This window comes from Sphingobium sp. JAI105, from assembly GCF_015752145.1.
Taxonomy (GTDB): domain Bacteria; phylum Pseudomonadota; class Alphaproteobacteria; order Sphingomonadales; family Sphingomonadaceae; genus Sphingobium; species Sphingobium xenophagum.
This window is the reverse complement of the sequence record NZ_JADOUC010000001.1, coordinates 570,493-594,735: the sequence shown is the minus strand read 5'-3', so window position 1 is coordinate 594,735 and position 24,243 is coordinate 570,493. Positions and strand designations below refer to the sequence as shown.

At 62.6% G+C, this 24,243-nt stretch carries 22 protein-coding genes and 1 tRNA gene; 7 read left to right on the top strand and 16 right to left on the bottom strand.

The features are described 5' to 3' along the window. Positions 1 to 89: 89 nt before the first annotated feature. A tRNA-Val gene (locus tag IWY39_RS02625) sits at positions 90 to 164 on the bottom strand. Positions 165 to 304: 140 nt separating this feature from the next. On the opposite strand from IWY39_RS02625, the gene IWY39_RS02620 reads away from it, so the two are divergent. Further along, a complete protein-coding gene (locus IWY39_RS02620) occupies positions 305 to 421 on the top strand; it encodes an entericidin A/B family lipoprotein (RefSeq protein WP_026002628.1) in 117 nt (38 codons plus the stop codon). 15 nt (positions 422 to 436) lie between these two features. On the opposite strand, the gene IWY39_RS02615 is transcribed toward IWY39_RS02620, so the two are convergent. Beyond that, positions 437 to 625 carry a hypothetical protein gene (locus IWY39_RS02615; protein WP_017184422.1) on the bottom strand — a complete coding sequence of 63 codons (189 nt, stop codon included), beginning with the start codon at positions 623 to 625 and terminating at the stop codon, positions 437 to 439. 173 nt (positions 626 to 798) lie between these two features. Here IWY39_RS02615 and hslV point away from each other — a divergent pair, with 173 nt between their 5' ends. Together hslV and hslU are read left to right on the top strand one after the other, a co-directional pair. Continuing rightward, positions 799 to 1,365, top strand: a complete 567-nt coding sequence (gene hslV, locus IWY39_RS02610) for an ATP-dependent protease subunit HslV (protein ID WP_269207979.1) — start codon at positions 799 to 801, stop codon at positions 1,363 to 1,365. Between the two features lie 104 nt (positions 1,366 to 1,469). Beyond that, positions 1,470 to 2,771, top strand: a complete 1,302-nt coding sequence (hslU, locus tag IWY39_RS02605; RefSeq protein ID WP_017184424.1) for an ATP-dependent protease ATPase subunit HslU — start codon at positions 1,470 to 1,472, stop codon at positions 2,769 to 2,771. Here the strand turns inward: hslU and IWY39_RS02600 are convergent. The 4 genes from IWY39_RS02600 to phaR all read right to left on the bottom strand — a co-directional run bounded on the left by IWY39_RS02600 (position 2,766) and on the right by phaR (position 5,700). Beyond that, the gene (locus IWY39_RS02600) at positions 2,766 to 3,053 is read right to left on the bottom strand and encodes a hypothetical protein (RefSeq protein ID WP_145169756.1); all 288 of its coding nucleotides are present in this window, start codon (positions 3,051 to 3,053) and stop codon (positions 2,766 to 2,768) included. The genes hslU and IWY39_RS02600 overlap by 6 nt on opposite strands. Before the next feature lie 103 nt (positions 3,054 to 3,156). Then, positions 3,157 to 4,683 (bottom strand): proline--tRNA ligase, encoded by a 1,527-nt coding sequence (proS, locus tag IWY39_RS02595; RefSeq protein ID WP_107123936.1) that lies wholly within the window; start codon positions 4,681 to 4,683, stop codon positions 3,157 to 3,159. Between the two features lie 87 nt (positions 4,684 to 4,770). Continuing rightward, complete coding sequence (locus IWY39_RS02590) at positions 4,771 to 5,115, bottom strand: hypothetical protein (protein ID WP_107123937.1); 345 nt, start codon at positions 5,113 to 5,115, stop codon at positions 4,771 to 4,773. Between the two features lie 6 nt (positions 5,116 to 5,121). Next, positions 5,122 to 5,700 carry a polyhydroxyalkanoate synthesis repressor PhaR gene (gene phaR / locus IWY39_RS02585; RefSeq protein WP_017184428.1) on the bottom strand — a complete coding sequence of 193 codons (579 nt, stop codon included), beginning with the start codon at positions 5,698 to 5,700 and terminating at the stop codon, positions 5,122 to 5,124. On the opposite strand from phaR, the gene IWY39_RS02580 reads away from it, so the two are divergent. Continuing rightward, entirely contained in the window at positions 5,699 to 6,787 is a 1,089-nt protein-coding gene (locus tag IWY39_RS02580; protein WP_229380586.1) for an alpha/beta hydrolase, read from the top strand. The genes phaR and IWY39_RS02580 overlap by 2 nt on opposite strands. Before the next feature lie 49 nt (positions 6,788 to 6,836). Then, on the top strand, positions 6,837 to 8,009 hold the full coding sequence (locus IWY39_RS02575) for an acetyl-CoA C-acetyltransferase (protein ID WP_107123939.1): 1,173 nt from the start codon (positions 6,837 to 6,839) through the stop codon (positions 8,007 to 8,009). Positions 8,010 to 8,069: 60 nt separating this feature from the next. On the opposite strand, the gene IWY39_RS02570 is transcribed toward IWY39_RS02575, so the two are convergent. The 8 genes from IWY39_RS02570 to IWY39_RS02535 form a co-directional block, all read right to left on the bottom strand. Next, entirely contained in the window at positions 8,070 to 8,219 is a 150-nt protein-coding gene (locus IWY39_RS02570) for a DUF2256 domain-containing protein (RefSeq protein ID WP_019052114.1), read from the bottom strand. 18 nt (positions 8,220 to 8,237) lie between these two features. Beyond that, a complete protein-coding gene (locus IWY39_RS02565) occupies positions 8,238 to 9,827 on the bottom strand; it encodes an MFS transporter (protein ID WP_107123940.1) in 1,590 nt (529 codons plus the stop codon). Between the two features lie 168 nt (positions 9,828 to 9,995). Next, a complete protein-coding gene (locus IWY39_RS02560; RefSeq protein WP_107123941.1) occupies positions 9,996 to 10,685 on the bottom strand; it encodes a DUF2490 domain-containing protein in 690 nt (229 codons plus the stop codon). Positions 10,686 to 11,086: 401 nt separating this feature from the next. Continuing rightward, positions 11,087 to 13,087 carry an acetyl-CoA carboxylase biotin carboxylase subunit gene (locus IWY39_RS02555; RefSeq protein WP_019052111.1) on the bottom strand — a complete coding sequence of 667 codons (2,001 nt, stop codon included), beginning with the start codon at positions 13,085 to 13,087 and terminating at the stop codon, positions 11,087 to 11,089. A gap of 194 nt (positions 13,088 to 13,281) precedes the next feature. Next, positions 13,282 to 14,286 carry a biotin synthase BioB gene (gene bioB / locus IWY39_RS02550; protein WP_107123943.1) on the bottom strand — a complete coding sequence of 335 codons (1,005 nt, stop codon included), beginning with the start codon at positions 14,284 to 14,286 and terminating at the stop codon, positions 13,282 to 13,284. Positions 14,287 to 14,407: 121 nt separating this feature from the next. Continuing rightward, positions 14,408 to 16,561 carry a methylmalonyl-CoA mutase gene (gene scpA / locus IWY39_RS02545; RefSeq protein ID WP_107123944.1) on the bottom strand — a complete coding sequence of 718 codons (2,154 nt, stop codon included), beginning with the start codon at positions 16,559 to 16,561 and terminating at the stop codon, positions 14,408 to 14,410. Positions 16,562 to 16,748: 187 nt separating this feature from the next. Beyond that, entirely contained in the window at positions 16,749 to 17,186 is a 438-nt protein-coding gene (gene mce / locus IWY39_RS02540; RefSeq protein ID WP_107123945.1) for a methylmalonyl-CoA epimerase, read from the bottom strand. Between the two features lie 115 nt (positions 17,187 to 17,301). Then, a complete protein-coding gene (locus IWY39_RS02535; RefSeq protein WP_017184438.1) occupies positions 17,302 to 18,834 on the bottom strand; it encodes an acyl-CoA carboxylase subunit beta in 1,533 nt (510 codons plus the stop codon). A 155-nt stretch (positions 18,835 to 18,989) separates the two neighbouring features. Here IWY39_RS02535 and IWY39_RS02530 point away from each other — a divergent pair, with 155 nt between their 5' ends. Both IWY39_RS02530 and IWY39_RS02525 read left to right on the top strand, forming a co-directional pair. After that, entirely contained in the window at positions 18,990 to 20,405 is a 1,416-nt protein-coding gene (locus IWY39_RS02530; RefSeq protein WP_026149508.1) for a helix-turn-helix domain-containing protein, read from the top strand. A 58-nt stretch (positions 20,406 to 20,463) separates the two neighbouring features. Beyond that, positions 20,464 to 21,180 (top strand): 2OG-Fe dioxygenase family protein, encoded by a 717-nt coding sequence (locus tag IWY39_RS02525; RefSeq protein ID WP_409994368.1) that lies wholly within the window; start codon positions 20,464 to 20,466, stop codon positions 21,178 to 21,180. Between the two features lie 31 nt (positions 21,181 to 21,211). Here IWY39_RS02525 and gor read toward each other — a convergent pair whose 3' ends face one another. Further along, positions 21,212 to 22,558 carry a glutathione-disulfide reductase gene (gene gor / locus IWY39_RS02520; protein WP_107123947.1) on the bottom strand — a complete coding sequence of 449 codons (1,347 nt, stop codon included), beginning with the start codon at positions 22,556 to 22,558 and terminating at the stop codon, positions 21,212 to 21,214. 170 nt (positions 22,559 to 22,728) lie between these two features. After that, positions 22,729 to 24,234, bottom strand: a complete 1,506-nt coding sequence (pgi, locus tag IWY39_RS02515; protein ID WP_107124059.1) for a glucose-6-phosphate isomerase — start codon at positions 24,232 to 24,234, stop codon at positions 22,729 to 22,731. Positions 24,235 to 24,243 lie beyond the last annotated feature (9 nt).

Here is a 24,243-nt window from a genome sequence, read left to right as displayed (position 1 = left end):
GCCACCGGATCAAGGGCAATGATTAGCCCCATGAGACTGAAAAGATCAATGCAGGGAAATAATCTGTCCCGTCCATGGCAGCCAAGCCATGGTGGGCGCGGTAGGGATTGAACCTACGACCCCACCCGTGTGAAGGGTGTGCTCTACCACTGAGCTACGCGCCCCCTTTCGGGAGGAGGCGGCCATTGGCATCGCTGGCGCGCCCTGTCAAGCGTGGCGGCATGGGCGCGCGCAAATTGCGCCTTTGCACAGCATCGCCCAAGCGCTTAAAATGATTATGCCGCAAATATGGAGTGACGAATTAATGCGTAAGGCGCTGTTTCTGGCCATTCTGGCTACGTTGGCCGCCTGCAACACGGTGCAGGGCGTAGGACGCGATATTGAATCTGTTGGTCGGGCCGGCAAAGAAGTGATGCACTGACCGATCGACAGTATATTATTGCAGGACGCGGCCGATGGCTGTCGCGTTTTTGCGCAGCCGGACGCCATCACATTCCGGTTCGCCACAGTTGCATGCTTCGATCGTGTAGCGCACGCCACACATGACCAAAATGTCGTGATCGAAACTATAGTTGGAAATGCCCGCGCGCTCGACCTTTTCCTGAGCTCTGGCCTTGAGAGTCATGCGCGTTCTCCCATGAAAGCGGACGCCAATAATTGATGGTGCGATGCACAATGTCAATTGATCGACATTTGTTCCTGAACGGTTTGTAAGAATATTGTCGCCAAAATGCCACGCTTCGTCGTCGCTGTTCAGGCGACTTGCACCACAAAGCACAGCGTCCCATATGCCGCTTCATGAATGACCATAACAGCAGCAGCATGCCGGTCTGGCATGGCACCACCATCATGTCGGTCCGGAAGAATGGGAAGGTCGTCGTCGCTGGCGACGGTCAGGTTTCGATGGGCCAGACGGTGATGAAACCCAATGCCCGCAAGGTTCGCCGACTGCATGACGGCAGCGTCATTGGCGGCTTTGCCGGGGCGACCGCCGACGCCTTCACGCTGTTCGAGCGGCTGGGAGCGAAGCTGGAGCGCCATAATGGCCAATTGATGCGATCGGCGGTCGAACTGGCCAAGGATTGGCGCACCGACAAATATCTGCGCAATCTGGAAGCGATGATGATCGTCGCGGACAAGGATGTGACGCTGATCCTGACCGGCAATGGCGACGTGCTGGAACCCGTGAATGGCGTGGCCGCGATCGGCTCCGGCGGCAACTTCGCCCTCGCCGCCGCCCGCGCGCTGGTAGATTACGAGGCAGATGCGGAAACGCTGGCGCGCAAGGCCATGGCCGTGGCGGCCGACATTTGCGTCTATACCAACGATCAGCTCACAATGGAGACGCTGGACAGCGCCGCTTAACCTCCCCTCCCGCTTGCGGGAGGAGTTTGGGGATGGCGCGTAATCAGCCGTCCCCGACATGCCCTCCCCTAACCCCTCCCTGAAGGGCGGGGAAAAGGACTGAAATGAACGACAATCTGACCCCTAAAGCCATCGTCGCCGCGCTCGACGCGCATATCATCGGCCAGCATGACGCCAAGCGCGCCGTGGCTGTTGCCCTGCGCAACCGCTGGCGGCGGCAACATCTGCCCGACGACCTGCGCGATGAGGTAACGCCCAAGAATATCCTGATGATCGGGCCGACCGGCTGCGGCAAGACGGAGATCAGCCGTCGCCTTGCCAAACTGGCGGATGCGCCCTTCGTCAAGGTGGAGGCCACCAAATTCACCGAAGTCGGCTATGTCGGCCGCGATGTCGAACAGATCGTCCGCGATCTGGTCGAGGAAGCGGTGCGCCTGGAAAAGGACCGGCGTCGTGAGGCCGTGCGCGAAGCCGCGTCGGAAGCCGCGATGGGCCGCCTGCTCGACGCACTGACGGGCAAGGAAGCCAGCGAGGCTACGCGCCTGTCCTTCCGCCAGAAGATCGAACAGCATCAGATGAACGATGTAGAGGTTGAGGTGGAAGTCGCCGACAGCCCTTCCATGCCGATGGAAATCCCCGGCATGGGTGGTCAGGTCGGCATGATCAACCTGTCCGACATGATGTCCAAAGCCTTTGGCCAGCAGCAGAAGAAGCGCCGCAAGATGCGGGTCGCCGATGCGTGGGACAAGCTGGTCGAGGAGGAGCAGGACAAGCGCCTGGATCAGGATGATGTCGCCCGCGTCGCCATCACGAGCGCCGAACAGAATGGCATCGTGTTCCTTGACGAGATCGACAAGATTGCAGTCAGCGACGTGCGCGGCGGCTCGGTCAGTCGCGAGGGCGTGCAGCGCGACCTGCTCCCGCTGATCGAAGGGACGACCGTTTCGACCAAATATGGTCCGCTCAAGACCGACCATATCCTGTTCATCGCGTCCGGCGCCTTCCATGTTGCCAAGCCCAGCGACCTGCTCCCCGAACTTCAAGGCCGCCTGCCTATCCGCGTCGAACTCAAGGCGCTGACCGAGGAGGATTTCGTGGCGATCCTGTCGGATACCAAGGCGAGCCTGGTGGCGCAATATCGCGCACTGTTGGCGACCGAGGAGGTGACGATCGACCTGACGCCCGAAGGCATCCACGCCGTTGCGCGCATCGCCGCGGAAGTGAATAGCGAGGTCGAAAATATCGGCGCCCGCCGCCTTCAGACCGTGATGGAAAAGCTGCTGGAAGATGTCAGTTTCGAGGCGGAGGATCGTCGCGGCGAAACGCTGGTGATCGACGCCGCCTATGTCGAAAAGCAGCTCAATGCCATCGCGCATGACACGGATCTGAGCAAATATGTCTTATGATACATTGCCGGGGATTAGCGCGACTGGGAGAAATTCGCCGCGCTCAGCCATGGCTTGCAGCGTCAGTGCACCGCGAACTGAAAAATGGTAGCCATTGCCGAAATCGGGTGACGACTTGTCTCGGCAATGTGCTGATCGGTGGCCATCTTCAATACCAAAGGCCGGAGAACCACGACCGTGGGCATGCCAATTTCGGCAATGATCACACCAAACAACGACGCCATTATCCGAAGTACGAAATGCCGATAATGGATTGCCCAATGTTCCGATCTGAATCGTCATAAACCACATCCGTTCGTTTCGAGCGTAGTCGAGAAACATAGCACAGCGCTGGCGGCTTCTCGACTACGCTCGAAGCGAACGGAGGTATTTTGTCTGCCGAAGCTCAATAACTCCGCCCGACCAGTACGCGTTCGACCGCCTTCTCGCCGGTGAATATGCATGTCCCGTCGGCGGGGTCGGCATCATTGGGGACATTGCGCAATGTCAGCTTCTCGCCCTTGAGCCACTGCACCACCTTCTCCAGCGCCTCGCCGGTCGGCTTTGCCCATTGCACCAGCGCCCAGCCGGGCTTGGCACTGGCGGCGAAATAGGCCTTGAGCGCTTCAATGTCGCTGATCGACCTGTCGATGCTGTCATCCAGCCTGGACTTGGCATCCGCGAACAAGGACGCCTGAATCTCGGTCAGCATGGCGGTGGCGCCGGCGACGAAATCATCCTTGGCGACAATCTGGCTGTCGAGCTTGCCGTCGGCGCGATAGAGCCGGTCGCGCCGGATCACCGACACATTACCGCCCGCCACGTCGCGGCCGCCGACTTCGATCACGATGGGCGCGCCCTTCTTGACCCAGCCCCAGCGCTTGGTCGCCGCCTTGGCCGCACGACGGTCGAGCAGCGCGCGCACGGGTTCGCGGAACACGTCCAGCGCATTGAGCTGACCGACCAGATCGGCGCAATAATCGACGATCGCGGCATCCTCGTCCGTGTCGCGCAGCATCGGCACCACGACCACCTGATAGGGCGCAACGCGCGGCGGCACGCGCAGTCCGTCATCGTCACCATGGACCATGATCAGCCCGCCGATCATCCGGGTGGACATGCCCCAGCTGGTCGTCTGCGCCAGTTCCTGCTGCCCTTCGGCATTCTGGAACTTGATATTCTGCGCCTGGCTGAAGGTGGTGCCCAGAAAGTGCGAGGTGCCGGCCTGCAACGCCTTGCCGTCCTGCATGATCGCTTCGATCGAATATGTCGCGACTGCGCCGGGGAAGCGTTCATTCTCCGGCTTTTCGCCCGCCACGACGGGCATGGCGACGCAGTCCTCCGCAAAGCTGCGATAGACTTCCAGCATCTTCATCGTCTCTTCCATCGCCTCTTCGACGGTGGCGTGGGCGGTATGGCCTTCCTGCCAGAGAAATTCGGTGGTGCGCAGGAACATGCGCGTGCGCATTTCCCAGCGGACGACATTGGCCCACTGGTTGATCAAGACAGGCAGGTCACGCCAGGACTGGACCCAACGGCTGAACGCCGCGCCGATCACCGTTTCCGACGTCGGGCGCACGACCAGCGGCTCCTCCAGCTTGGCTTGCGGATCGGGAACCAGCTTGCCGTCCTTCTGGATCAGCCGGTGATGGGTGACGACCGCCATTTCCTTGGCGAAGCCGTCGACATGCTCGGCCTCCTTTTCGAAATAGCTCAAGGGGATGAACAGCGGAAAATAGCAGTTCTCATGGCCCGTCGCCTTGATCTGCGCGTCGAGCAACGTCTGGATGCGTTCCCAGATGCCATAGCCCCATGGCCGGATGACCATGCAGCCGCGCACGCCGCTTTCTTCGGCAAGGTCCGCTTCGGTAATGACGGCCTGATACCAGGCGGAGAAATCCTGTTCGCGGGTGACGGAAAGGGCGTGTTTCACAGAGATGGCTTGCCTGCTGTAGGGAATGGATCGGCGCGCAATAGGCCATGCGCGCTATTCCCGTCCAGCCCCGACGCGCATTGATGTTCAGCCGATGGTGACGCCCAGTTTTTCAAGCCATGCGCGGGCTTGCTTTGGCTCGCCCGGCGCATCCGATGCCACCGGGCCGCGGGCGGCAAGAAAGGACTGGTGCAGCGCAAACGGCTCCAGCCCCAACTGATCGCGCAGGGCGTCGATGTCGGCGGCAAGTTCAACCAGCGCCGCGATGACAGGCGCAGTTCTGGCGCGGGCCTGCCGGTCAGGCTTATGGTCGAACAGGCCCCAAACCCCGCCAGCGGCCGTTTGAAGCGCTGCGATCAACGCGGCTTCATAGTCGGCTTCCAGCTCGGCCCGCCTTACGTCCAGCCGTTCGAGCCGGTCAGCCTTCGCCATGGGGTATCAGCCCAGCTTGTCGATCTTCGCGTTGAGCGCGGCGAGTTGCGCCTTCAACTCGGCGATCTCGTCATCCTTGTCGGCTTCCGCGGGCGTCGTGCCCGGAACGCCCGGAACACCGGGCATCAGCCCGCCTGCCCCCTTGAAGGCGCTGGTCGCGGCCTCGAACATCTGCATGTTGCGCTTGGCGATTTCGGCCAGCGGGCCGCCGCCGAACGCACCCTGCATCGCTTCCTGAAACTGCAACTGGTTCTTGCGGAAAGCGTCCATCGACGCTTCGAGATATTGCGGCACCATCGACTGCATCGAATCGCCATACATGGAGATCAACTGACGCAGGAAGTTGACGGGCAGCATATTTTCGCCGCGCTGTTCTTCTTCCATGATGATCTGCGTCAGGACATTGTGCGTGATGTCCTCGCCGCTCTTGGCATCGACGACCACGAACTCGCGGCCCTCGCGCGTCATTTGCGACAGGAGATCAAGGGTGATGTAACTGGAGGTTTCGGTGTTATAAAGCCGCCGGTTAGCGTATTTCTTGATAACGACCGGCTCTGATTCATTAGCCGCTTTAGATTTGGCCATGGACACCTCTCCCGCACCTGCACAATCCTTATTAGCACAGGGCGTTGCCGCACCGCAACATGGCCCGAGGCCTTTACCCCTTTTTCTCAACATTTTATGGCGCGAAACAGAGGGCGATCCCGAACTGCGCAAGCGCGCGTTCGTCGGTTTGCGCCGCTATCAGCAGGCAAAGCGGCCCGCCCCGCCGCCTGCCCCGGCCAGCATGGTGCAGGTCGGCAGCGCCCGGTTGTTGCGCTATGGCGTTGAAAATGGCCGCGCTCCTGTGGTTTTCGTGCCCTCGCTCATCAATCCGCCGCAAGTGCTGGACCTGTCGGAACGCCGATCTTTGCTGCGCCACATGGCCGCAGCAGGACATGATGCATGGCTGGTCGACTGGGGCGCTCCATTAGCTGGTGACAGAGCGATGGGGCTTGAAGGGCATGTCACCGAACGGCTCTTGCCGCTGATCGCGGCGCTGCCGCGACCGCCCATCATCGTGGGCTATTGCCTGGGAGGAACGCTGGCGATGGGTGCGGCGATGCTGCGCCCCGTTCAGGCAGTCGCAACCATTGCCTCGCCCTGGCGATTCGATGGCTTTGGCGATGCCGACCGGCAGGAGATCAGTGCCCTGTGGCGCGGCGCGAAACCGATGTGCGATCGACTGGGCTATGTTCCGATGGAGGTGTTGCAATCGGGTTTCTGGGCGATGGACCCGGCGCGCACGATCCGCAAATTCGCCGTCTTTGCCGATGCCGCGCCGGGTTCCGACGGGGAGCGGGCGTTCATGGCGGTGGAGGATTGGGCCAATGGTGGCCCGCCGCTTACCTTTGCTGCGGGGCGCGACCTGTTCGACGATCTCTATGCCGGTAACGCCAGCGGACAAGGGCGCTGGACCGTCGGCGGACAGGCGGTCGATCCGCAGGCACTGACCTGCCCCACCCTGTCGATCCGTTCCACGACCGACCGGATCGTCCCCGCCGCCGCCTCGGCCGAATTGGCTACAGACTGGCAATTGAAACTGGGGCATGTCGGCATGGTCGTGGGTGGGCAGGCGCGCGAAACTCTGTGGCTTCCCCTGTCCCAATGGCTTTCCAGCCATGGCGGATGATGCTATGTGCGCCTGCGAAAAGAGACCCCAATAATAGAGGATCGAGCCTTTGTCAGATATCGTCATTACCGCCGCCAAGCGTACGGCCGTCGGCAGCTTCATGGGCGCGTTCGGATCGACTCCGGCGCATGAACTGGGCCGTCAGGCAATCATCGCCGCGCTGGCGCAGGCCGGGGTCGCGCCCGACGAAGTGGACGAAGTGATATTGGGCCAGGTGCTGAGCGCCGGTCAGGGGCAGAATCCCGCGCGTCAGGCCGCCGTCAATGCCGGCATCCCGGTCGAGCGCACGGCGATTGGCATCAACCAGCTCTGCGGATCGGGCCTGCGCGCTGTCGCACTGGCGGCCCAGGCGATCCGTGCGGGCGATGCCAGCATCATGGTGGCCGGCGGGCAGGAAAGCATGTCGCTGGCCCCCCATGCGCAATATCTGCGCGCGGGCAGCAAGATGGGCAATGTCAGCCTGGTCGACACGATGATCCATGACGGCCTGACTGACGCCTTCAACAATTATCATATGGGCATCACCGCGGAAAATCTGGCGGAGAAATATCAGATCAGCCGTGAAGCGCAGGACGCTTTCGCGGTGGCCAGCCAGAACAAGGCCGAAGCCGCGCGCGCAGCGGGGCGCTTTGCCGACGAGATCGTGCCTGTCACGATCAAGGGCCGCAAGGGCGACACGATTGTCGATCAGGACGAATATATCCGCGCTGGCGCGACCATCGAAGCGATGGAAAAGCTGAAGCCTGCATTCAAGAAGGACGGCAGCGTCACTGCCGCCAACGCCAGCGGCCTCAATGACGGTGCCGCCGCGCTGGTGCTGATGACAGCCGATGCGGCTGCCAAGCGCGGCGCGACGATCCTGGGCCGGATCGCGGGTTTTGCGACCTGCGGCGTCGACCCTTCGATCATGGGCATCGGCCCCGCGCCTGCCAGTCGCAAGGCGCTGGAAAAGGCAGGCTGGGCACTGGCCGATGTCGACCTGATCGAAGCCAATGAAGCCTTCGCGGCGCAGGCGCTGTCGGTCGGGCAGGAACTGAGCTGGGATGCGTCCAAGGTGAACGTCAATGGCGGCGCTATCGCCATCGGCCATCCGATCGGTGCGTCGGGCGCGCGGGTGCTGACCACCCTGTTGTATGAAATGGCCAAGCGCGACGCGAAGAAGGGTCTGGCGACGCTGTGCATCGGCGGCGGCATGGGCGTGGCGATGTGCATCGAACGCTGATCGCCTGAGACATTGAAAATGGCCGTCGCTCCAGCAAAGGGAGCGGCGGCCTTTTTCGTGTCAGGCTTTGCGCGGCGCGTTGCGGCAGCGGTCGGAACAATAGACGACATTGTCCCAGTCCCGCGCCCACTTTTTGCGCCAGGCAAAGGGGCGCTGGCAGACCGGGCAGGTCTTGGTCGGCAGATCGCGCTTCGCTACGCCGCGTGGCATGGGCAATCCCCGGCTGTTTCAGGCGTCGAGCGGGCGGTCCTTCGTTTCCGGCAGCGCGACGAGACAGGTGATAAGCGCCAGCGCCACGATAGCCAATGTGTACCAAAGCCCGGCATAGGGATCACCCGTGCGCGCCACGATATATTGGCTGACGAGCGGCAGGAAACCGCCGAAATAGCCAGTCCCGATATGATAGGGGATCGACAGCGACGAATAGCGGATGCGCGCCGGGAAATATTCCGACAAGAGCGCCGCCACTGGGCCATAGGTCGCACCCGATAGCGTCCAGAGCAGCAGCAGCGCGCCGAACAGCATCATCGCGCGCGGCCAGTCCGGGGTTACGGCGCCGCTGGGGTAGCCCCCGGCCTTCAACGCCGTGTCGAGGCCGTCGGTGCTCAGATCCGTGACGACCAGATCGCCAATCTGCACCGCAGGCGCGGGCGCGGCCTGCTTGTCATAGGGGATGCCGCGCTTGGAAAAATGGTCGAGCAATTTGCCGCAGGCGGTCGGCTGTACCTTGGCGAAGGGATCGAACACGCAATCCGGGCCGCCCACCACAACGGGCGAGCGCGCGCCTGCCTCCACCAGGGCGGGGTTCGCGGTCGCGCCCATGAATTGGTAGAGCGGCATCAACAGCAGCAACACCAGCGCATAGCCGATGACGATCGGCTTCTTGCGCCCCACCCGGTCGGACAGATGGCCGAAATAGACGAAGGCCGCCATGCCCGCAAAGGCGCTGCCCCCTACCAGCAATTGCGCGATGCCGGGGGAGACATGCAGGCCATTTTGCAGGAAATAGAGCGCCTGGAACATCACCGTATAGGCAATGACGGTGAAGCCCGCCGCGATGCCGATCATTGCGACCAGCATCCGCTTTCGGTTGCCCGGATAGGTGAAAGCCTCCTTGATCGGGTTTTTCGACTGGGCGCCTGCCTTCTTCATGGCCGTGAATACCGGGCTTTCGCGCAGCATCAGCCGCATCCATAGCGATATGCCGAGCAACGCGAGCGAGAAGATGAAAGGCAATCGCCAGCCCCACTCCGCCCAGATGTCCGGCCCGACGATTGCCTGCGTACCGACCACGACGATCAGCGACAGGATGAAGCCGCCGATCACTCCCGCCTGAATGAAGCTGGTGTAAAAGCCGCGTCGGCCGGGCGGCGCATGTTCAGCGACATAGATGGCCGCCCCGCCATATTCGCCGCCAAGCGCGAGTCCCTGGGCGATACGCAGCACTATCAGGATGATGGGCGCGGCGATGCCGATGCTGGCGGCTGACGGCGTCAGGCCGACCCCGGCGGTCGCGACGCCCATCAGGATGATCGTGGCAAGGAATGTATATTTGCGGCCAAGCCTGTCACCCAGATAGCCGAACAATGCCGCGCCGATCGGACGGAAGGCGAAGCCGATCGCAAAGCCCGCCAGCGTATAGAGCAGTTCGACGGTGGGATTGTCGGTGGGAAAGAAGGTGCGCCCGATGATCGGCGCGAGGACGCCATAGATGTAGAAATCATACCATTCGAACACGGTGCCGAGCGCCGAGGCGGTGATGACCAGCCGGTCGCGCCTGACGTCCATCACATAGTCGCTGCCGACCGCTCCGTTCATCCCCTGCCCCCCTTAACTTCGCATTTTTCCCGGCAATCGTGATATTGTGTTACCCGATCCGGCAACTAAATTTCCAACATCGCGCGACGCGACCGACTGCATCGACCCCGCGCAACACAGGGTCGATATGGCATGAAGCAGGCGCAATAGGACAGGCAAAAACCTGTGTCAGCGTCGCAGTTGCAGCGTCACCAGCAGGACATGGTCGACATCGTCTGCGCGACCGCGATTTTTGACATATTGATTGAGATAGCCGACCTCCATCGTCGACTTGCCCGCCAGCGGCAGTTCCAGCCCGGCAAAGCTGCGCAGCCGGTCAAAGCCATCGCGCGCGCCCCAATCGGTATCGTTAAGGGCAACGAATCCTTCCGCATAGGCCAGCGCCGACACGCCCCCCGACCTCTCCGTCAACGGCACTGCCAGCCGGATCATCTGACGCAGCCGCCACCCTATATCGTCGCCACTCGACACCCAGCGCTGTTCCAGCCGCGTGCGGGAAGAGAGCGGCCCGCGCGCAACCTTGCCAAGCGACCAGTTGATCTGCTGGAAGCTGCGATGCTCGCGCGTTTCGCCGCCACCCGATTGCGGCGTGCGGACATAGGCATAGCCCTGAAAGACGGTCAGCCGGTCGGACAGTTTGACGCCGATCGCCGGACGCAGCAGCATCTGGTCCAGCCCGCCCATATCCCTGCCAAAGCGGGACTGGATCTCGGCAAAATAGACGATGTCGCCCGAAACCGGCCCCTGCGCGATAGCCTGGAGCCAGATTTGCTCATCCTCGGCGGCGTGGGCCGGGAACACAGCCATGGCGGTGCAGAGGGCGAAAAGGCCGAAGATCGTCTGTCGCAGGCTGCTCATCCGGCGGCTGCTAGGCGAAGGATCGGGGCCGGGGCAAGGCGTGACAGCGCAGCGAAACATAAAATAACAAAGGGCGATCATGGTCTTTGCAAGCCCGGTGCCAAAATCCTGCCCCCGCAACAGTAGAGGGATCGCATATAAGCTTTCGCCATCCTACAACGTCATCCTGAACTTGTTTCAGGATCCATCGCGCCCCAAAAAGCTGCCGCTCGTGACGAGAAATGGATGCTGAAACAAGTTCAGCATGACGAAGAGAAATGAGGCGCGTTTTATGTGCGATAGCCATACCCCGCGGGGAACGAGGAACCTTGCTCAACACGCCAATTCCGGTTTGCAAACTATGACAAAGGGCCGCCCCGCCTGAGCGGAGCGGCCCTCTATTTTCGCGATGCGGCGTGCGCCTATTCCATTTCGAGGATGATGGCATCGACGGCCAGGCTGTCGCCCTGCGCCGCCGACACGCTCTTGACCACGCCCGCTTTCTGCGCGCGCAGGATATTTTCCATCTTCATCGCTTCGATCACGGCCAGCGGCTGCCCTGCCTCGACCTTGTCGCCTTCGCCGACATGCAGCGCGACCAGCAGGCCGGGCATCGGGCAGATCAGGTAACGCGACAGATCCGGCGGAATCTTCTCGATCATGTGCGCAGCATAGCGTGCAGCATGGGCGGGCAGGATGCGCAGCTTGTGGCTGGCCCCATGGCAGGTCAGCACGAAGCCGGAGCGTACCGGCGCGATGCGGACGGCCAGTTGCTCGTCGCCAAACTCCGCCTCGATCAGGCGATCGCCTGGCGTATATTCCAGCGCCATGTCGATGCTGACGCCATCGACGGTCACTTCGTCGCCGTCAATTTCGACGTCATGGGTCGCGTCGCCAATCTTGACCTGCCAGCCGGTCGGGGGGCTGAGGCGCTTGCCCAGCTGGCCGTCGATCCGACGCGCCCGATCGGCCTGCGCCATCGCGGCGAAGGCACCGATGGCGGACAGGCGCACCAGCAGTTCGGGCGACGCAGGCGCGCCCTGGAACCCGTCAGGATATTCCTCCGCAATGAAGCCGGTGGTGATGTTGCCCGACCGGAACCGTTCATGCTGCATCAGCGCGGACACGAAATCGATATTGTGTCCAGGCCCCTCAATCTCGAACTTGTCGAGCGCCTCGATCTGCTTGTCGATCGCTTCCAACCGCGTGGGCGCCCAGGTGATCAGCTTGGCGATCATGGGATCGTAGAACATGGAGACCTCGCCCCCTTCCTCCACGCCGTCATCGACGCGGATCAGCGCGCCGCTTTCGTCCGCGCCGGTTTCGGGCGGATTGTAGCGGATCAGGCGACCCGTGGACGGCAGGAAGCCACGATAGGGATCTTCGGCATAGACGCGGTTTTCGACCGCCCAGCCGTTGATCTTCACATCGTCCTGCGTGAAGGCCAGCTTCTCGCCATTGGCGACGCGGATCATCTGTTCGACCAGATCGACGCCGGTGATTTCCTCCGTCACCGGATGCTCGACCTGAAGCCGGGTGTTCATTTCCAGGAAGTAGAAACCGTCCCCGGTCTTGTCCTCGCCCGACACGATCAGTTCGACCGTGCCTGCGCTGAAATAGCCGACCGCGCGGGCCAGAGCGACGCACTGCTCGCCCATCTTGCGGCGCATTTCGGGGCTGACGAAGGGCGACGGCGCTTCCTCGACCACTTTCTGGTGGCGGCGCTGGATCGAACATTCGCGTTCGTTCAAATAAACGATATTGCCATGCTGGTCGCCCAGCACCTGAATTTCGATATGGCGCGGGCTTTCGATGAACTTTTCGATGAACACGCGATCGTCGCCGAAGCTGGCAAGCCCTTCGCGCTTGGTCGCTTCAAAGCCTTCGCGAACATCCTGTTCGGAATAAGCGAGGCGCATCCCCTTGCCGCCGCCGCCAGCCGACGCCTTCATCATCACCGGATAGCCGATCTCGTTCGAGATTTTGACGGCATGTTCGGTATCGTCGATGACGCCGACGAAGCCCGGAACGACATTGACGCCTGCTTCGAGGGCCAGCTTCTTGGACTCGATCTTGTCGCCCATCGCCGCGATGGCATTGGCGGGCGGGCCAACGAAGATGATGCCCTCCGCGTCCAGCGCGTTGCGGAAGCTTTCGCGTTCGGACAGGAAGCCGTAGCCGGGATGGACCGCGTCGGCGCCCGTCTGCTTGCAGGCCGCGATGATCTTGTCGGCGATCAGATAGGATTGGGCGGCGGGCGACGGGCCGATATGTACGGCTTCGTCGGCCATCAGCACATGCGGCGCGCGCGCGTCGGCATCGGAATAGACCGCGACGGTCTTGATGCCCATTTTCTTTGCCGTGCGCATGACACGACACGCAATTTCGCCACGGTTCGCGATCAGGATCTTGGTGATTGCCATTCTATTTCCTGTCCCAGTCCTTGCTCTAAAGTCCGTTCGGTTCGAGCGTGTCGAGAACTGCTTCTCGACTTCGCTCGAAGCGAACGGATGATTTCAGTCTCCGTGCATGAACATGCCCAGATCGACCATCACCCAAAAAACCGCTGCCAGAACTGCGATGGCGACCGCCAAGCACCCCAAATAGCGGATCACTCCTATTCAGCCGCCTCCAGCTCAACCTTTACCTCGGCCTGCATCGGCACGACGCCCAGCTTCGCGAACAGTGCCGCGTCGGCATTGTCGCCCGCATTGGCGGTGGTCAGCAGCTTGTCGCCGGTGAAGATGCTATTGGCGCCCGCCATGAAGCAGAGCGCCTGGCAGGCATCCGACATGCTCTCGCGCCCCGCAGACAGGCGCACCATGCTTTCCGGCATCACGATCCGCGCGACGGCAACCGTCCGCACAAACTCGATCTCGTCGATCTTGGCGAGCGGCGTGTCGGCCAGCATATTGCCCAGCACGGTGCCCTTGACCGGCACCAGCGCGTTGATCGGGACACTCTGCGGATGGGTGGGCAGCACGGCCAGCGCGTGCAGGAAGCCGACGCGGTCCTCGCGCGTCTCGCCCATGCCCACGATCCCGCCGGAACAGACGTTGATCCCCGAATTGCGCACATTTTCCAGCGTTTCGAGCCGGTCGTCGAAGGTCCGGGTGGTAATCACCTTCTCATAATGTTCGGGCGAGGTGTCGATATTATGGTTGTAATAATCGAGGCCCGCGTCGGCCAGCACCTTGGCCTGGCTTTCGCTGAGCATGCCCAGCGTCATGCAGGTTTCCATGCCCATCTGGCGCACGCCCTTCACCATCTCGACGATGGCGGGCATGTGCCGCTCCTTGGGGTTGCGCCACGCCGCGCCCATGCAGAAGCGGGAACTGCCAGCATCCTTTGCCTGAGCCGCGGCCTGCATGACCGCCTGCACGCTCATCAGCTTCTCGGCCTTCAAGCCCGACTCCGCCGACGCCGATTGGTTGCAATAGCCGCAATCTTCCGGGCAACCGCCGGTCTTGATCGAGAGCAGGGTGGAAAGCTGCACTTCGTTGCGCGGGAAATTCGCGCGATGAATCGACTGCGCCTCGAACATCAGGTCGTTGAAGGGCAGATCGAACAGCGCGGCGATTTCAGCGCGGGTCCAGTCGGTGCGGGCGGTGATAGCCGTCATGGTCACTCCACGCCTCCGTTCGCTTCGAGCGAAGTCGAGAAGCCGGAAGCCGCATGCCAATGTTTCTCGACTACGCTCGAAACGAACGGCTGTTGGGTGCGGATCAGGATGAAGAGATTATTCAAGCGGCGTCCTCCAGCCCGGCAGGGGGCATGTTGTGGCCGAGGAGGCGCAGCACGTCGGCGGCGCATTCCACGACATTGGAGCCCGGTCCATAAATGCCCTGGACGCCCGCGTCACGGAGGAAGTCATAATCCTGCGGCGGGATGACCCCGCCAGCGATCACCTTGATGTCGTTGCGACCTGCTTCGCGCAGCTTGGCGATCAGGTCCGGGATCAAGGTCTTGTGGCCCGCCGCCAGCGAGGATGCGCCGACGACATCGACGCCGCTGTCGAGCGCCAGCACCACGGTTTCGTCGGGCGTCTGGAACAATGGACCCGACACGACGTCGAACCCCATGTCGCCGAACGCGGACGCGATGACGTTGGCGCCCCGGTCATGTCCATCCTGCCCCATCTTGGCTATGAGGAGTTTGGGTTTGCGACCGAGGCGCCGCTCGACGGCCTGCACGCCGTCGAGTACCTGTTGCCAGCGGCTGTCGCCTGCATAAGGCGCACTGTAGACGCCCTTCACCGGCGTCGGCTGGGTTCCATAACGATCGAAGCTTTCTTCCATCGCCGAAGAGATTTCGCCCAGCGTCGCGCGGGCGCGGGCGGCCTCCACGGCGAGGGCGAGGAGGTTGTTGTCAAGACTGGACGGCCTGGCCGCGCCATCGCGCAACGCCTGCAACGCGGCTTCGCATTTGGCGCTGTCGCGTTCCGCTTTCACCCGGTTGATCCGGGCGATTTGCCCTTCGCGCACCTTGGCATTGTCGACTTCCAGCGTTTCGAGCAGATCCTCGTTCGCCAACCGATATTTGTTGACGCCCACGATCACATCGTCGCCGCGATCGACCCGCGCCTGACGCGCTGCCGCTGCGGTTTCGATCATCGCCTTGGGCCAGCCAGCCGCAACGGCCTTCGCCATGCCGCCTTCGGCCTGCACCTTTTCGATGATCGCCCAGGCTTCGTCGACCAGCTGCTGGGTCAGCGCCTCGACATAGTAGGAGCCGCCCAGCGGATCGACCACCCTGGTCATGCCGGTTTCTTCCTGGATCACGATCTGCGTGTTGCGCGCGATCCGGGCGGAAAAGTCGGTGGGCAGCGCGATCGCTTCGTCCAGCGCGTTGGTGTGGAGCGATTGCGTGCCCCCCAGCATGGCGGCCATCGCCTCGATCGTGGTGCGCATGACGTTGTTATAAGGGTCTTGCTCGGTCAGCGAGACGCCCGACGTCTGGCAATGGGTGCGCAGCATCTTGGAGCGCTCGTCCTTCGCGCCCAACTGCGTCATGGCGCGATGCCACAGCACGCGCGCGGCGCGCAGCTTGGCGATTTCCATGAAGAAGTTCATGCCGATGGCGAAGAAGAAGCTCAGCCGCCCGGCAAACTTGTCGATGTCCAGCCCGGACGCGACGCCATATTTCACATATTCCATGCCGTCGGCGATGGTGAAGGCCAGTTCCTGCACCTGTGTCGCGCCGGCTTCCTGCATATGATAGCCGGAAATGGAGATGCTGTTGAACTTGGGCATCTCGCGGCTGGTATAGCCGAAAATGTCGCTGATGATCCGCATCGATGGTTCGGGCGGGTAGATATAGGTGTTGCGGACCATGAACTCCTTGAGGATGTCGTTCTGGATGGTCCCGTCGAGCAACTTGCGCTCGACGCCCTGTTCTTCGCCCGCAACGATGAAAAAGGCCAGGATCGGGATGACCGCGCCGTTCATCGTCATGCTGACCGACATCTTGTCGAGCGGGATGCCGTCGAACAGGATCTTCATATCCTCGATCGTGTCGATCGCCACGCCCGCCTTGCCAACGTCGCCCGTGACGCGCGGATGGTCGCTGTCATAGCCGCGATGGGTGGCCAGGTCGAACGCGACCGACAGCCCCTTCTGCCCGGCGGCCAGATTGCGGCGGTAGAAGGCGTTGGATTCCTCCGCCGTCGAAAAGCCCGCATATTGGCGGATGGTCCAGGGGCGGCCCGCATACATGCTGGCCTTCACGCCACGGGTGAAGGGCGCAAAGCCGGGCAGGCCAGGATCGGCGGTCACATCGTCGGCGGTATAGAGCGGCTTGACGGCGATCCCTTCGGGGGTCTGCCAGGTCAAATCCTTGCCCTTCACTTCCTTCGCGGCAGCGGCGGCCCATTGGTCCAGTGTCGGCTTGTCGGTCATCTAATCCATCCCTTTCCTCGCCCCGGAGGGGAGAGGATACGCAGGCTTGCCAGCTTGTCTGGCTAGCCGAAGTTGGAGAGGGGGTTCGACCCATCGGGCGTCGCGCCCCCTCTCCGCTGCGACTAAGGGTCTGCTGCGCAGCCCCCAAGTCTCGCTGCCTCCCCCCGCCGGGGGGAGGGCTAAACCGTCAATGCGCCTCCTTCGGCGTCTCCATGATCTCGGTCAGCACCCCGTTCATATCCTTGGGATGCACGAAGAAGATCAGCGTGCCATGCGCCCCGATGCGCGGTTCGCCCAGCACTCGCGCACCCTTCGCCTCGAACCAGGCCTTCGCTGCGAGAATGTCGGGCACTTCGTAGCACATATGATGCTGCCCCCCGGCCGGGTTCTTGGCGATGAAGGCGGTGATCGGCGAGCTTTCATCGAAAGGCTCGATCAACTCGATCTGCGTCCCCGCCGTCCCATTCTCGCCCGGCGTATCGACAAAACACACCTTCACCCCCTGCGCGGGCAGGTCGAACGGTTCATGGATCTTCGTCGCGCCCATCACATCGCGATAATAAGCGATGCTCTTTTCCAGGCTGGGCGTGGCGACGCCGATGTGGTTGAGACGGCCGAGTTTCATGTCTTACAATCCTCAACTTCGTCATCCCCGCGAAGGCGGGTATCCATCTCCGGCCCGCGCGCCTGACGATGGGGTGGGCGATGGGTTCCCGCCTGCGCGGGAATGACGGTGTCAGTTAAAGCGGAATATTGTCATGCTTCTTCCACGGATTCTCCAGCGCCTTGTTGCGCAGTTTCCGTAGGCCCAGCGCGATCCGCTTGCGGGTCGAGTGCGGCTGGATCACCTCGTCGATGAAGCCCTTTGAGGCCGCTACGAACGGGTTGGCGAAGCGCGCTTCATATTCCGCGGTGCGCTCGGCGATCTCGTCCGCCGTCTTGCCGCGGAAGATGATCTCGACCGCGCCCTTGGCCCCCATCACCGCGATTTCGGCGGTCGGCCAGGCATAGTTCAGGTCGCCGCGCAGATGCTTGGACGCCATGACGTCGTAAGCGCCGCCATAGGCCTTGCGGGTGATGATGGTGATCTTGGGCACCGTCGCTTCGGCATAGGCGAACAGCAGTTTGGCGCCATGCTTGATGATGCCATTATGTTCCTGCGCCGTGCCCGGCAGGAAGCCCGGCACGTCCACCAGTGTCACGATCGGAATGTCGAACGCATCGCAGAAGCGCACGAAGCGCCCCGCCTTCTTCGACGAATTGATGTCCAGCACGCCCGCCAGCACGAAGGGCTGGTTGGCGACGATGCCGATCGTGCGCCCCTCGACCCGACCAAAGCCGCAGATGATATTGCCAGCGTGCGCCGGCTGCACTTCGAAGAAGTCGCCTTCATCCACGATCTTGCGGATGAGTTCGTGCATGTCATAGGGCTGGTTCGCATTGGCGGGGATCAGCGTGTCGAGGCTCGGTTCGATCCGGTCCCACGGGTCCGCGCTCGGACGCTCCGGCACCGGCTCCTTGTTCGACGCAGGCAGGAAGTCCACGAAATCGCGCACCGCCAGCAGCGCTTCGAGGTCATTTTCAAACGCCACGTCCGCAACGCCCGACTTGGTCGTGTGCGTCACCGCGCCGCCCAGTTCTTCCTGCGTCACCACCTCGTTCGTCACCGTCTTGACCACGTCCGGGCCGGTTACGAACATGAAGCTTGAATCCTTCACCATGAAGATGAAGTCGGTCATGGCAGGCGAATAGACCGCCCCGCCCGCGCACGGCCCCATGATGACGCTGATCTGCGGCACCACGCCCGACGCCAGCACATTGCGCTGGAAAATCTCCGCATAGCCCGCCAGCGACGCCACGCCTTCCTGAATCCGCGCGCCGCCACTGTCATTCAGGCCAATGACCGGCGCGCCGACCTTCAGCGCCATGTCCATGATCTTGCAGATCTTCATCGCGTGCCGTTCGGACACCGCGCCGCCGTAAACCGTGAAATCCTGGCTGAACAGGAACACCAGCCGGCCATTGATGGTGCCGGACCCGGTGACCACGCCGTCGCCGGGGATATGCGCTTCATCCATGCCGAAATCGGTGCAATTATGTTCGACATACATGTCGAGTTCTTCAAAGCTGCCTTCGTCCAGCAACACCTCTATCCGCTCGCGCGCCGTAAGCTTGCCCTTGCCATGCTGCGCGTCGATGCGGCGCTGGCCGCCGCCCATGCGCGCGCCTTCGCGCTTGGCTTCAAGCTGTTCGATAATGGCGAGCTTCGACATAGGCATATCTCTCCGGTCAGGGTGCGGACCTGTTGTGACGCCCTTTTCCCGCGATTGCGATTTTTCGCAAATGTAAATTTGCTAATTTGCAAATCACGACTTCGCAAATTAGGGATGGGCAAATCCAGTCTATGGGTTTGTGCAGGGGGTGTATAGTGGCACGCGGCAACCGTATCTTTGCAGGACCAAGGCTGCGCCAGTTGCGCCTTGACCATCGCATGGACCAGGCGACGATGGCGCAGGCGCTGGGCATATCCGTGTCCTATCTGTCCCAGATGGAAAATGACGATCGCCCACTGACTGCCAAGGTCAAGGCGGCGCTCGCCAATGCCTTCCCGACCGACTGGGCGAGTTTCGACGCGCGCGAGGATGAGCAGATGCTGGGGGCGTTCACCTTCGCGCTCAGCCATCCCGAACTGCCCGGCGTCGCGCTGGAGCCGGAGCGGATCGAGAAATTGCACCTGCAATTCCCCGAATTCGCGGCGCGTTACCTCGATCTCTACAACGCCCATATCCGCGCCAATGAACGCATCAACATGATCGAGGAGGCGATCGCCAACGACAGCACGGTGCAGGCGCGGCTGCCATGGGAGGCGGCGCGCGACTGGTTTCATGAGGCGGGCAATTATGTCCACTCTCTCGACTGTCTGGCCGAGGATATGGCCGCCAGCTTTACCGCCGGGCAGGCGCTGGACGAGGGTATGCTGGTCGAAGCGCTTGCGCGGCGGCATGGCATCGAGACGCTGATCGCCGATACGCCCGACAGCGCGTTGCGATCCTATAGCGCGCCGGACCGACGCCTGTTCATCAACGCGGCGCTGCCGACCGAGAGCCGCAAATTCATGCTCGCGCACCAACTGATGATGCTGGAGGGGCAGGCCGTCATCGCCGATGTCGTGGCAAAGGCCGCGCTGCCGGTGGCCGGGGCTGATCGGTTGCTGGCGATCGGCCTTGGCAATTATGCCGCTGGCGCGCTGCTGTTGCCCTATGCGCCGTTTCGGGAGGCGGCGCGGGTGATGCGCCACGACATCGACCGTCTGGCCCGCACCTTTGGCGTGAGTTTCGAGCAGGCGTGCCACCGCCTGTCCACGCTGCAACGCCCCGGCCTGCGCGGCATCCCCTTCTTCTTCTGCCGCGTCGACATGGCGGGCAACATCACCAAGCGCCACAGCGCCACCCGGCTGCAATTCGCCCGTTTCGGTGGCGCCTGTCCACTGTGGAACGTGCATGAAGCCGTCGCCATCCCCGACCGGATCAACGTGCAACTGGGCGAAACGCCCGATGGGGTGCGCTATGTGTCTATGGCGAAGGGACTGGTAAAGCCATCGGGCAGCTACAGCCGCACGCCGCGCCGCTTTGCCGTGGTGCTGGGGTGCGAGACCGCCCATGCCGCAAATTTCGTCTATGCCGACGGACTGCGACTGGAGGATGAGGGCGCGGCGACGCCCATCGGCATCACCTGCCGCCTCTGTTCGCGCCAAAGCTGCGACCAGCGCGCCTTCCCGCCCGCCGACCGGCCGATCCATGTCGACCCGGACAATCGCCAGATCGTCCCCTATTGGATCGGGTGAAGCCAGCCTGCGGAAAGCGGCCCTGTCGATCGTCTGGGCAAGGCACTAGAGAGGCATGATGACTCACGGCGCACTGATCGACCCGGCGACCAACGCCATTCAGACCATGATGGCAAGACAAGGCTATGCGCGCCTGTCGGGGGCCGAAACCATCGCGCAACTGGGCGTCGATGCGGCCGAATGGCATGCGTTTGCCGCCAGCTGGAACGATCTGGGGCCGGATCTCTATATGGCCGATGGCGGGCGCTACCGCCGCCGTCGCCACGCGACCTTCCGCTACGAAGCGGGCGATTTCATCCGCCAGCCGCACCAGCCCCATTATCAGAGCCGGGACTATAATCCGCTGAATGGCGATGTGCAGCGCTGGTTCGATCCGGTCGAACAGGCCACGATCGACACCCCGGTCTGCCGCGCCATCTTCGCCTTCTGCGCGGCGCAGTTTCCGATGAACGGCACCGCCCATGTCGAAATGCACCAGTTCCGTATCGAGGCACGCCCCGGCGAAGTCGGCCGCCCCACGCCCGAAGGATTGCATCGCGACGGGGTGGATCATGTCCTGGTGATGCTGGTCGAACGGCGCAACGTGCGGGAAGGCGTGACCCGGATCGGCGCGCCAGACGGCACGCCGCTGGGCGAATTCATGCTGGCCGATGCGGGCGACGCCATGCTGATCGACGACCGGCGGATATTGCATGGCGTTACGGAAATCCATGCGGTCGATGACAACCAACCGGCCTGGCGCGATGCGCTGGTGGTGACCTTCGTCCAGGCCTGAGTGTTCCCGCATAGGCGGGAACACTCCTATTTCATTTCAGCAGCACCAGTTCTTCCGCCATGCTGGGGTGCAGCGCGACCGTGTCGTCAAAGTCCTGCTTGGTCAGCCCGGCCTTCACCGCAATGGCCGCGGCCTGCAAGATTTCCGGCGCGTCGGGACCGATCATGTGCAGCCCCACCACCCGCTCGGTCGTGGCGTCCACGATCATCTTGTAGAGCGCCCGCTCGTCGCGCCCGGCCAGCACATATTTCATCGGGCGGAAGTCGGACGTATAGACCTTCACCGTCCCCAGCTTGTTCTTCGCCTGCGCTTCGGTCATGCCGACACCGGCCAGCGGGGGGTGACTGAACACGGCGGATGGCACGCAGTCATAATCGACCGTGCGCGGATTGCCGCCAAAGACCGTGTCGGCAAAGGCATGACCCTCGCGGATGGCCACCGGGGTCAGTTGCAGACGGTCGGTCACGTCGCCCACGGCATAGATGCTCTCGCAGCTGGTCCGGCTATAGTCGTCGACCTTGATCGCGCCCCTGTCGTCCAGTTCGACGCCTGCGCTGTCCAGCCCCAGCCCGTCGACATTGGGCTTTCGCCCGGTCGCGAACAGGACGACATCGGCGGATACCGGATCACCATCCTTGAAGTGAACGCACAGCGCACCGTCATCCGTCTTTTCGATCCGATCCATATGCGCGTTGAAACGGAAATTGATGCCCTTCGTCATCGAAATCTGAAGCAGCCGGTCGCGTATCTGTTCGTCATAGCCGCGCAGCAGGGTGGAGGAGCGATTGACGATCGTCACATGGCTGCCGAACTGGTGAAAGATGCCGGCAAATTCATTGGCGATATAGCCGGCACCGACGATGACGATCCGCTTTGGGCATTGGTCGAGATGAAACACCTCGTTCGAGGTGATGCCATGTTCCGCGCCTTCGATGTCGGGCATGACCGGCCAGGCACCAGTCGCGACCAATATATATTTCGCCGTCACTTCGCGCCCGCTGGCCAGCTTCACGCTGTGCGGGCCGGTCACGACCGCACGTTCGGGGATCATCTCCACCTTATGGCTGTTGAGCGTGTTCCGGTAGAGCCCCTCCAGCCGGTCGACTTCGCCCAGCACATTGTCGCGCAGCGTCGTCCATTCAAAGCCGCAGTCGGGGACGTTCCAGCCAAAGCGGCGCGCATCCTTCAGATCCTCGGCGAAATGCGCGCCATAGATCAGCAGCTTCTTGGGCACGCAGCCGCGAATGACGCAGGTGCCGCCGACGCGAAACTCCTCGGCAACCGCGACCTTCGCCCCATGCGCTGCGGCGACACGCGACGCGCGCACGCCGCCCGATCCTGCACCGATGACGAAAAGGTCGAAATCAAACTCGCTCATGCCTGGCCTCCGATTGGGTGCGGGGGATATGGCGGTTGAGGGCGGGAGTTACAAACGGGAATCTTGTTGCTGGTAGCCAAACCACCTCCGTTCGCTTCGAGCGTGTCGAGAAGCGTGCAGCGCCGCTTCCGCGTTTCTCGACTTCGCTCGAAACGAACGGCTGTTGTGGTTTACTCCGCCCCCAGCGCAATCTCGATCAGCGCCATGGTCGAAGGATCAAACCCCGTCGGCCCATCGGTTTCGATCGATTTGGCGATTTCCTTGCCCAGTTCGACGCCGAACTGGTCGAACGGGTTGATGCCCATCAGCACCGCATTGGCAAAGGTGCGATGCTCGTAAAAGGCGATCAGCGCGCCCAGCGCATGCGGCGTCACATCGTCCATCAGGATGGTGGTGGACGGGCGGTTGCCGGGATAGGCGCGCGCCGGGTCGGCGGCATTATCCTTGCCGCGCATCAGCGCCGCCCCCTGCGCGAAGCAGTTGACCAGCAATGCGCGGTGATGCGCCGGGTCGAGCGCATGGCCCGGCTCGATCGCGGCGATGAATTCGACGGGCGTGATGATCGTGCCCTGATGCAACAGCTGGAACACGGCATGTTGCGCGTCCGTCCCTACCCCGCCCCAGGTGATCGGCGCGGTCGGGCCGTCTACTGGCGATCCGTCCAGCTTTACCGCCTTGCCATTGCTCTCCATCTCCAGCTGCTGGAGATAGGATGGCAGCAGCGCCAGCCGCTCGTCATAGGCGAACACGGCGCGGGTCTGGCACCCCAGCACCCGCGTATAATATTGGTCTGCAAAGGCCGCGATCAGCGGGATATTCTGCGCCGGGTCGGACAGGCGGAAATGGCGGTCCATTTCGGCCGCCCCCTCCAGCAGGCTTTCAAACGCATCCCAGCCAAGCGCCAGCGCGGCGGGAAAGCCGATCGAGGACCAGAGCGAATAGCGCCCGCCCACGGATTCGGCGAAAGGCAGGATGCGGGTTTCATCGACGCCCCAGTCCATCGCCCGTTCGGGCGCGGCGGTCAGCGCGACGACGCGGCCATAGGGGTCTTCCACGCCGCCTTCGATCATCCAGTTGATCGCGCTGGCAGCGTTCAGCATGGTTTCGCTGGTGGTGAAGGTCTTGGAGGCGATCGCGATCAGCGTCGCATGCGGATCGAACCCCTCGATCGCGCGCTCCAGCGCGGTGCCGTCGACATTGGACACGATCGCCACGTCATACCGCACGCCGTCGCCGTCCAGCGCATCGACGATCAGGTCGGGGCCAAGCGCGGACCCGCCAATGCCGATATGCAGGATGTGGCGGATGTCGCCCAGCGCGCCCGCCTCTATCGCATCGACCAGCGCGCGCATGCGGTTATGCAGCGCCTTTGCGCTGGCGACGCTGTCGGGATGTCCTTCGCCCCGTTCGGCGGGATGCTCGGCCGCCCGGCCTTCGGTATTGTTCACCGCCTCTCCGGCAAACAGCGCGTCGCGCCGCCGGGCAAAGCCCTGCTCATCCGCCAGCGCCAGAAATCCGGCGACAAGATCATCGGTCAGATGGGTCTTGGACCAGTCGAAGCGGATCGGCCCCAGTTGATGCACCAGTTTGGACAAGCGATCGGGATCGGTCGTGAAAATCGACTTGAGGTCGGCTTGCGGCAGGGCGGCGATGGCCGCCAGTGCAGGAGTCGGCATGAAAATATC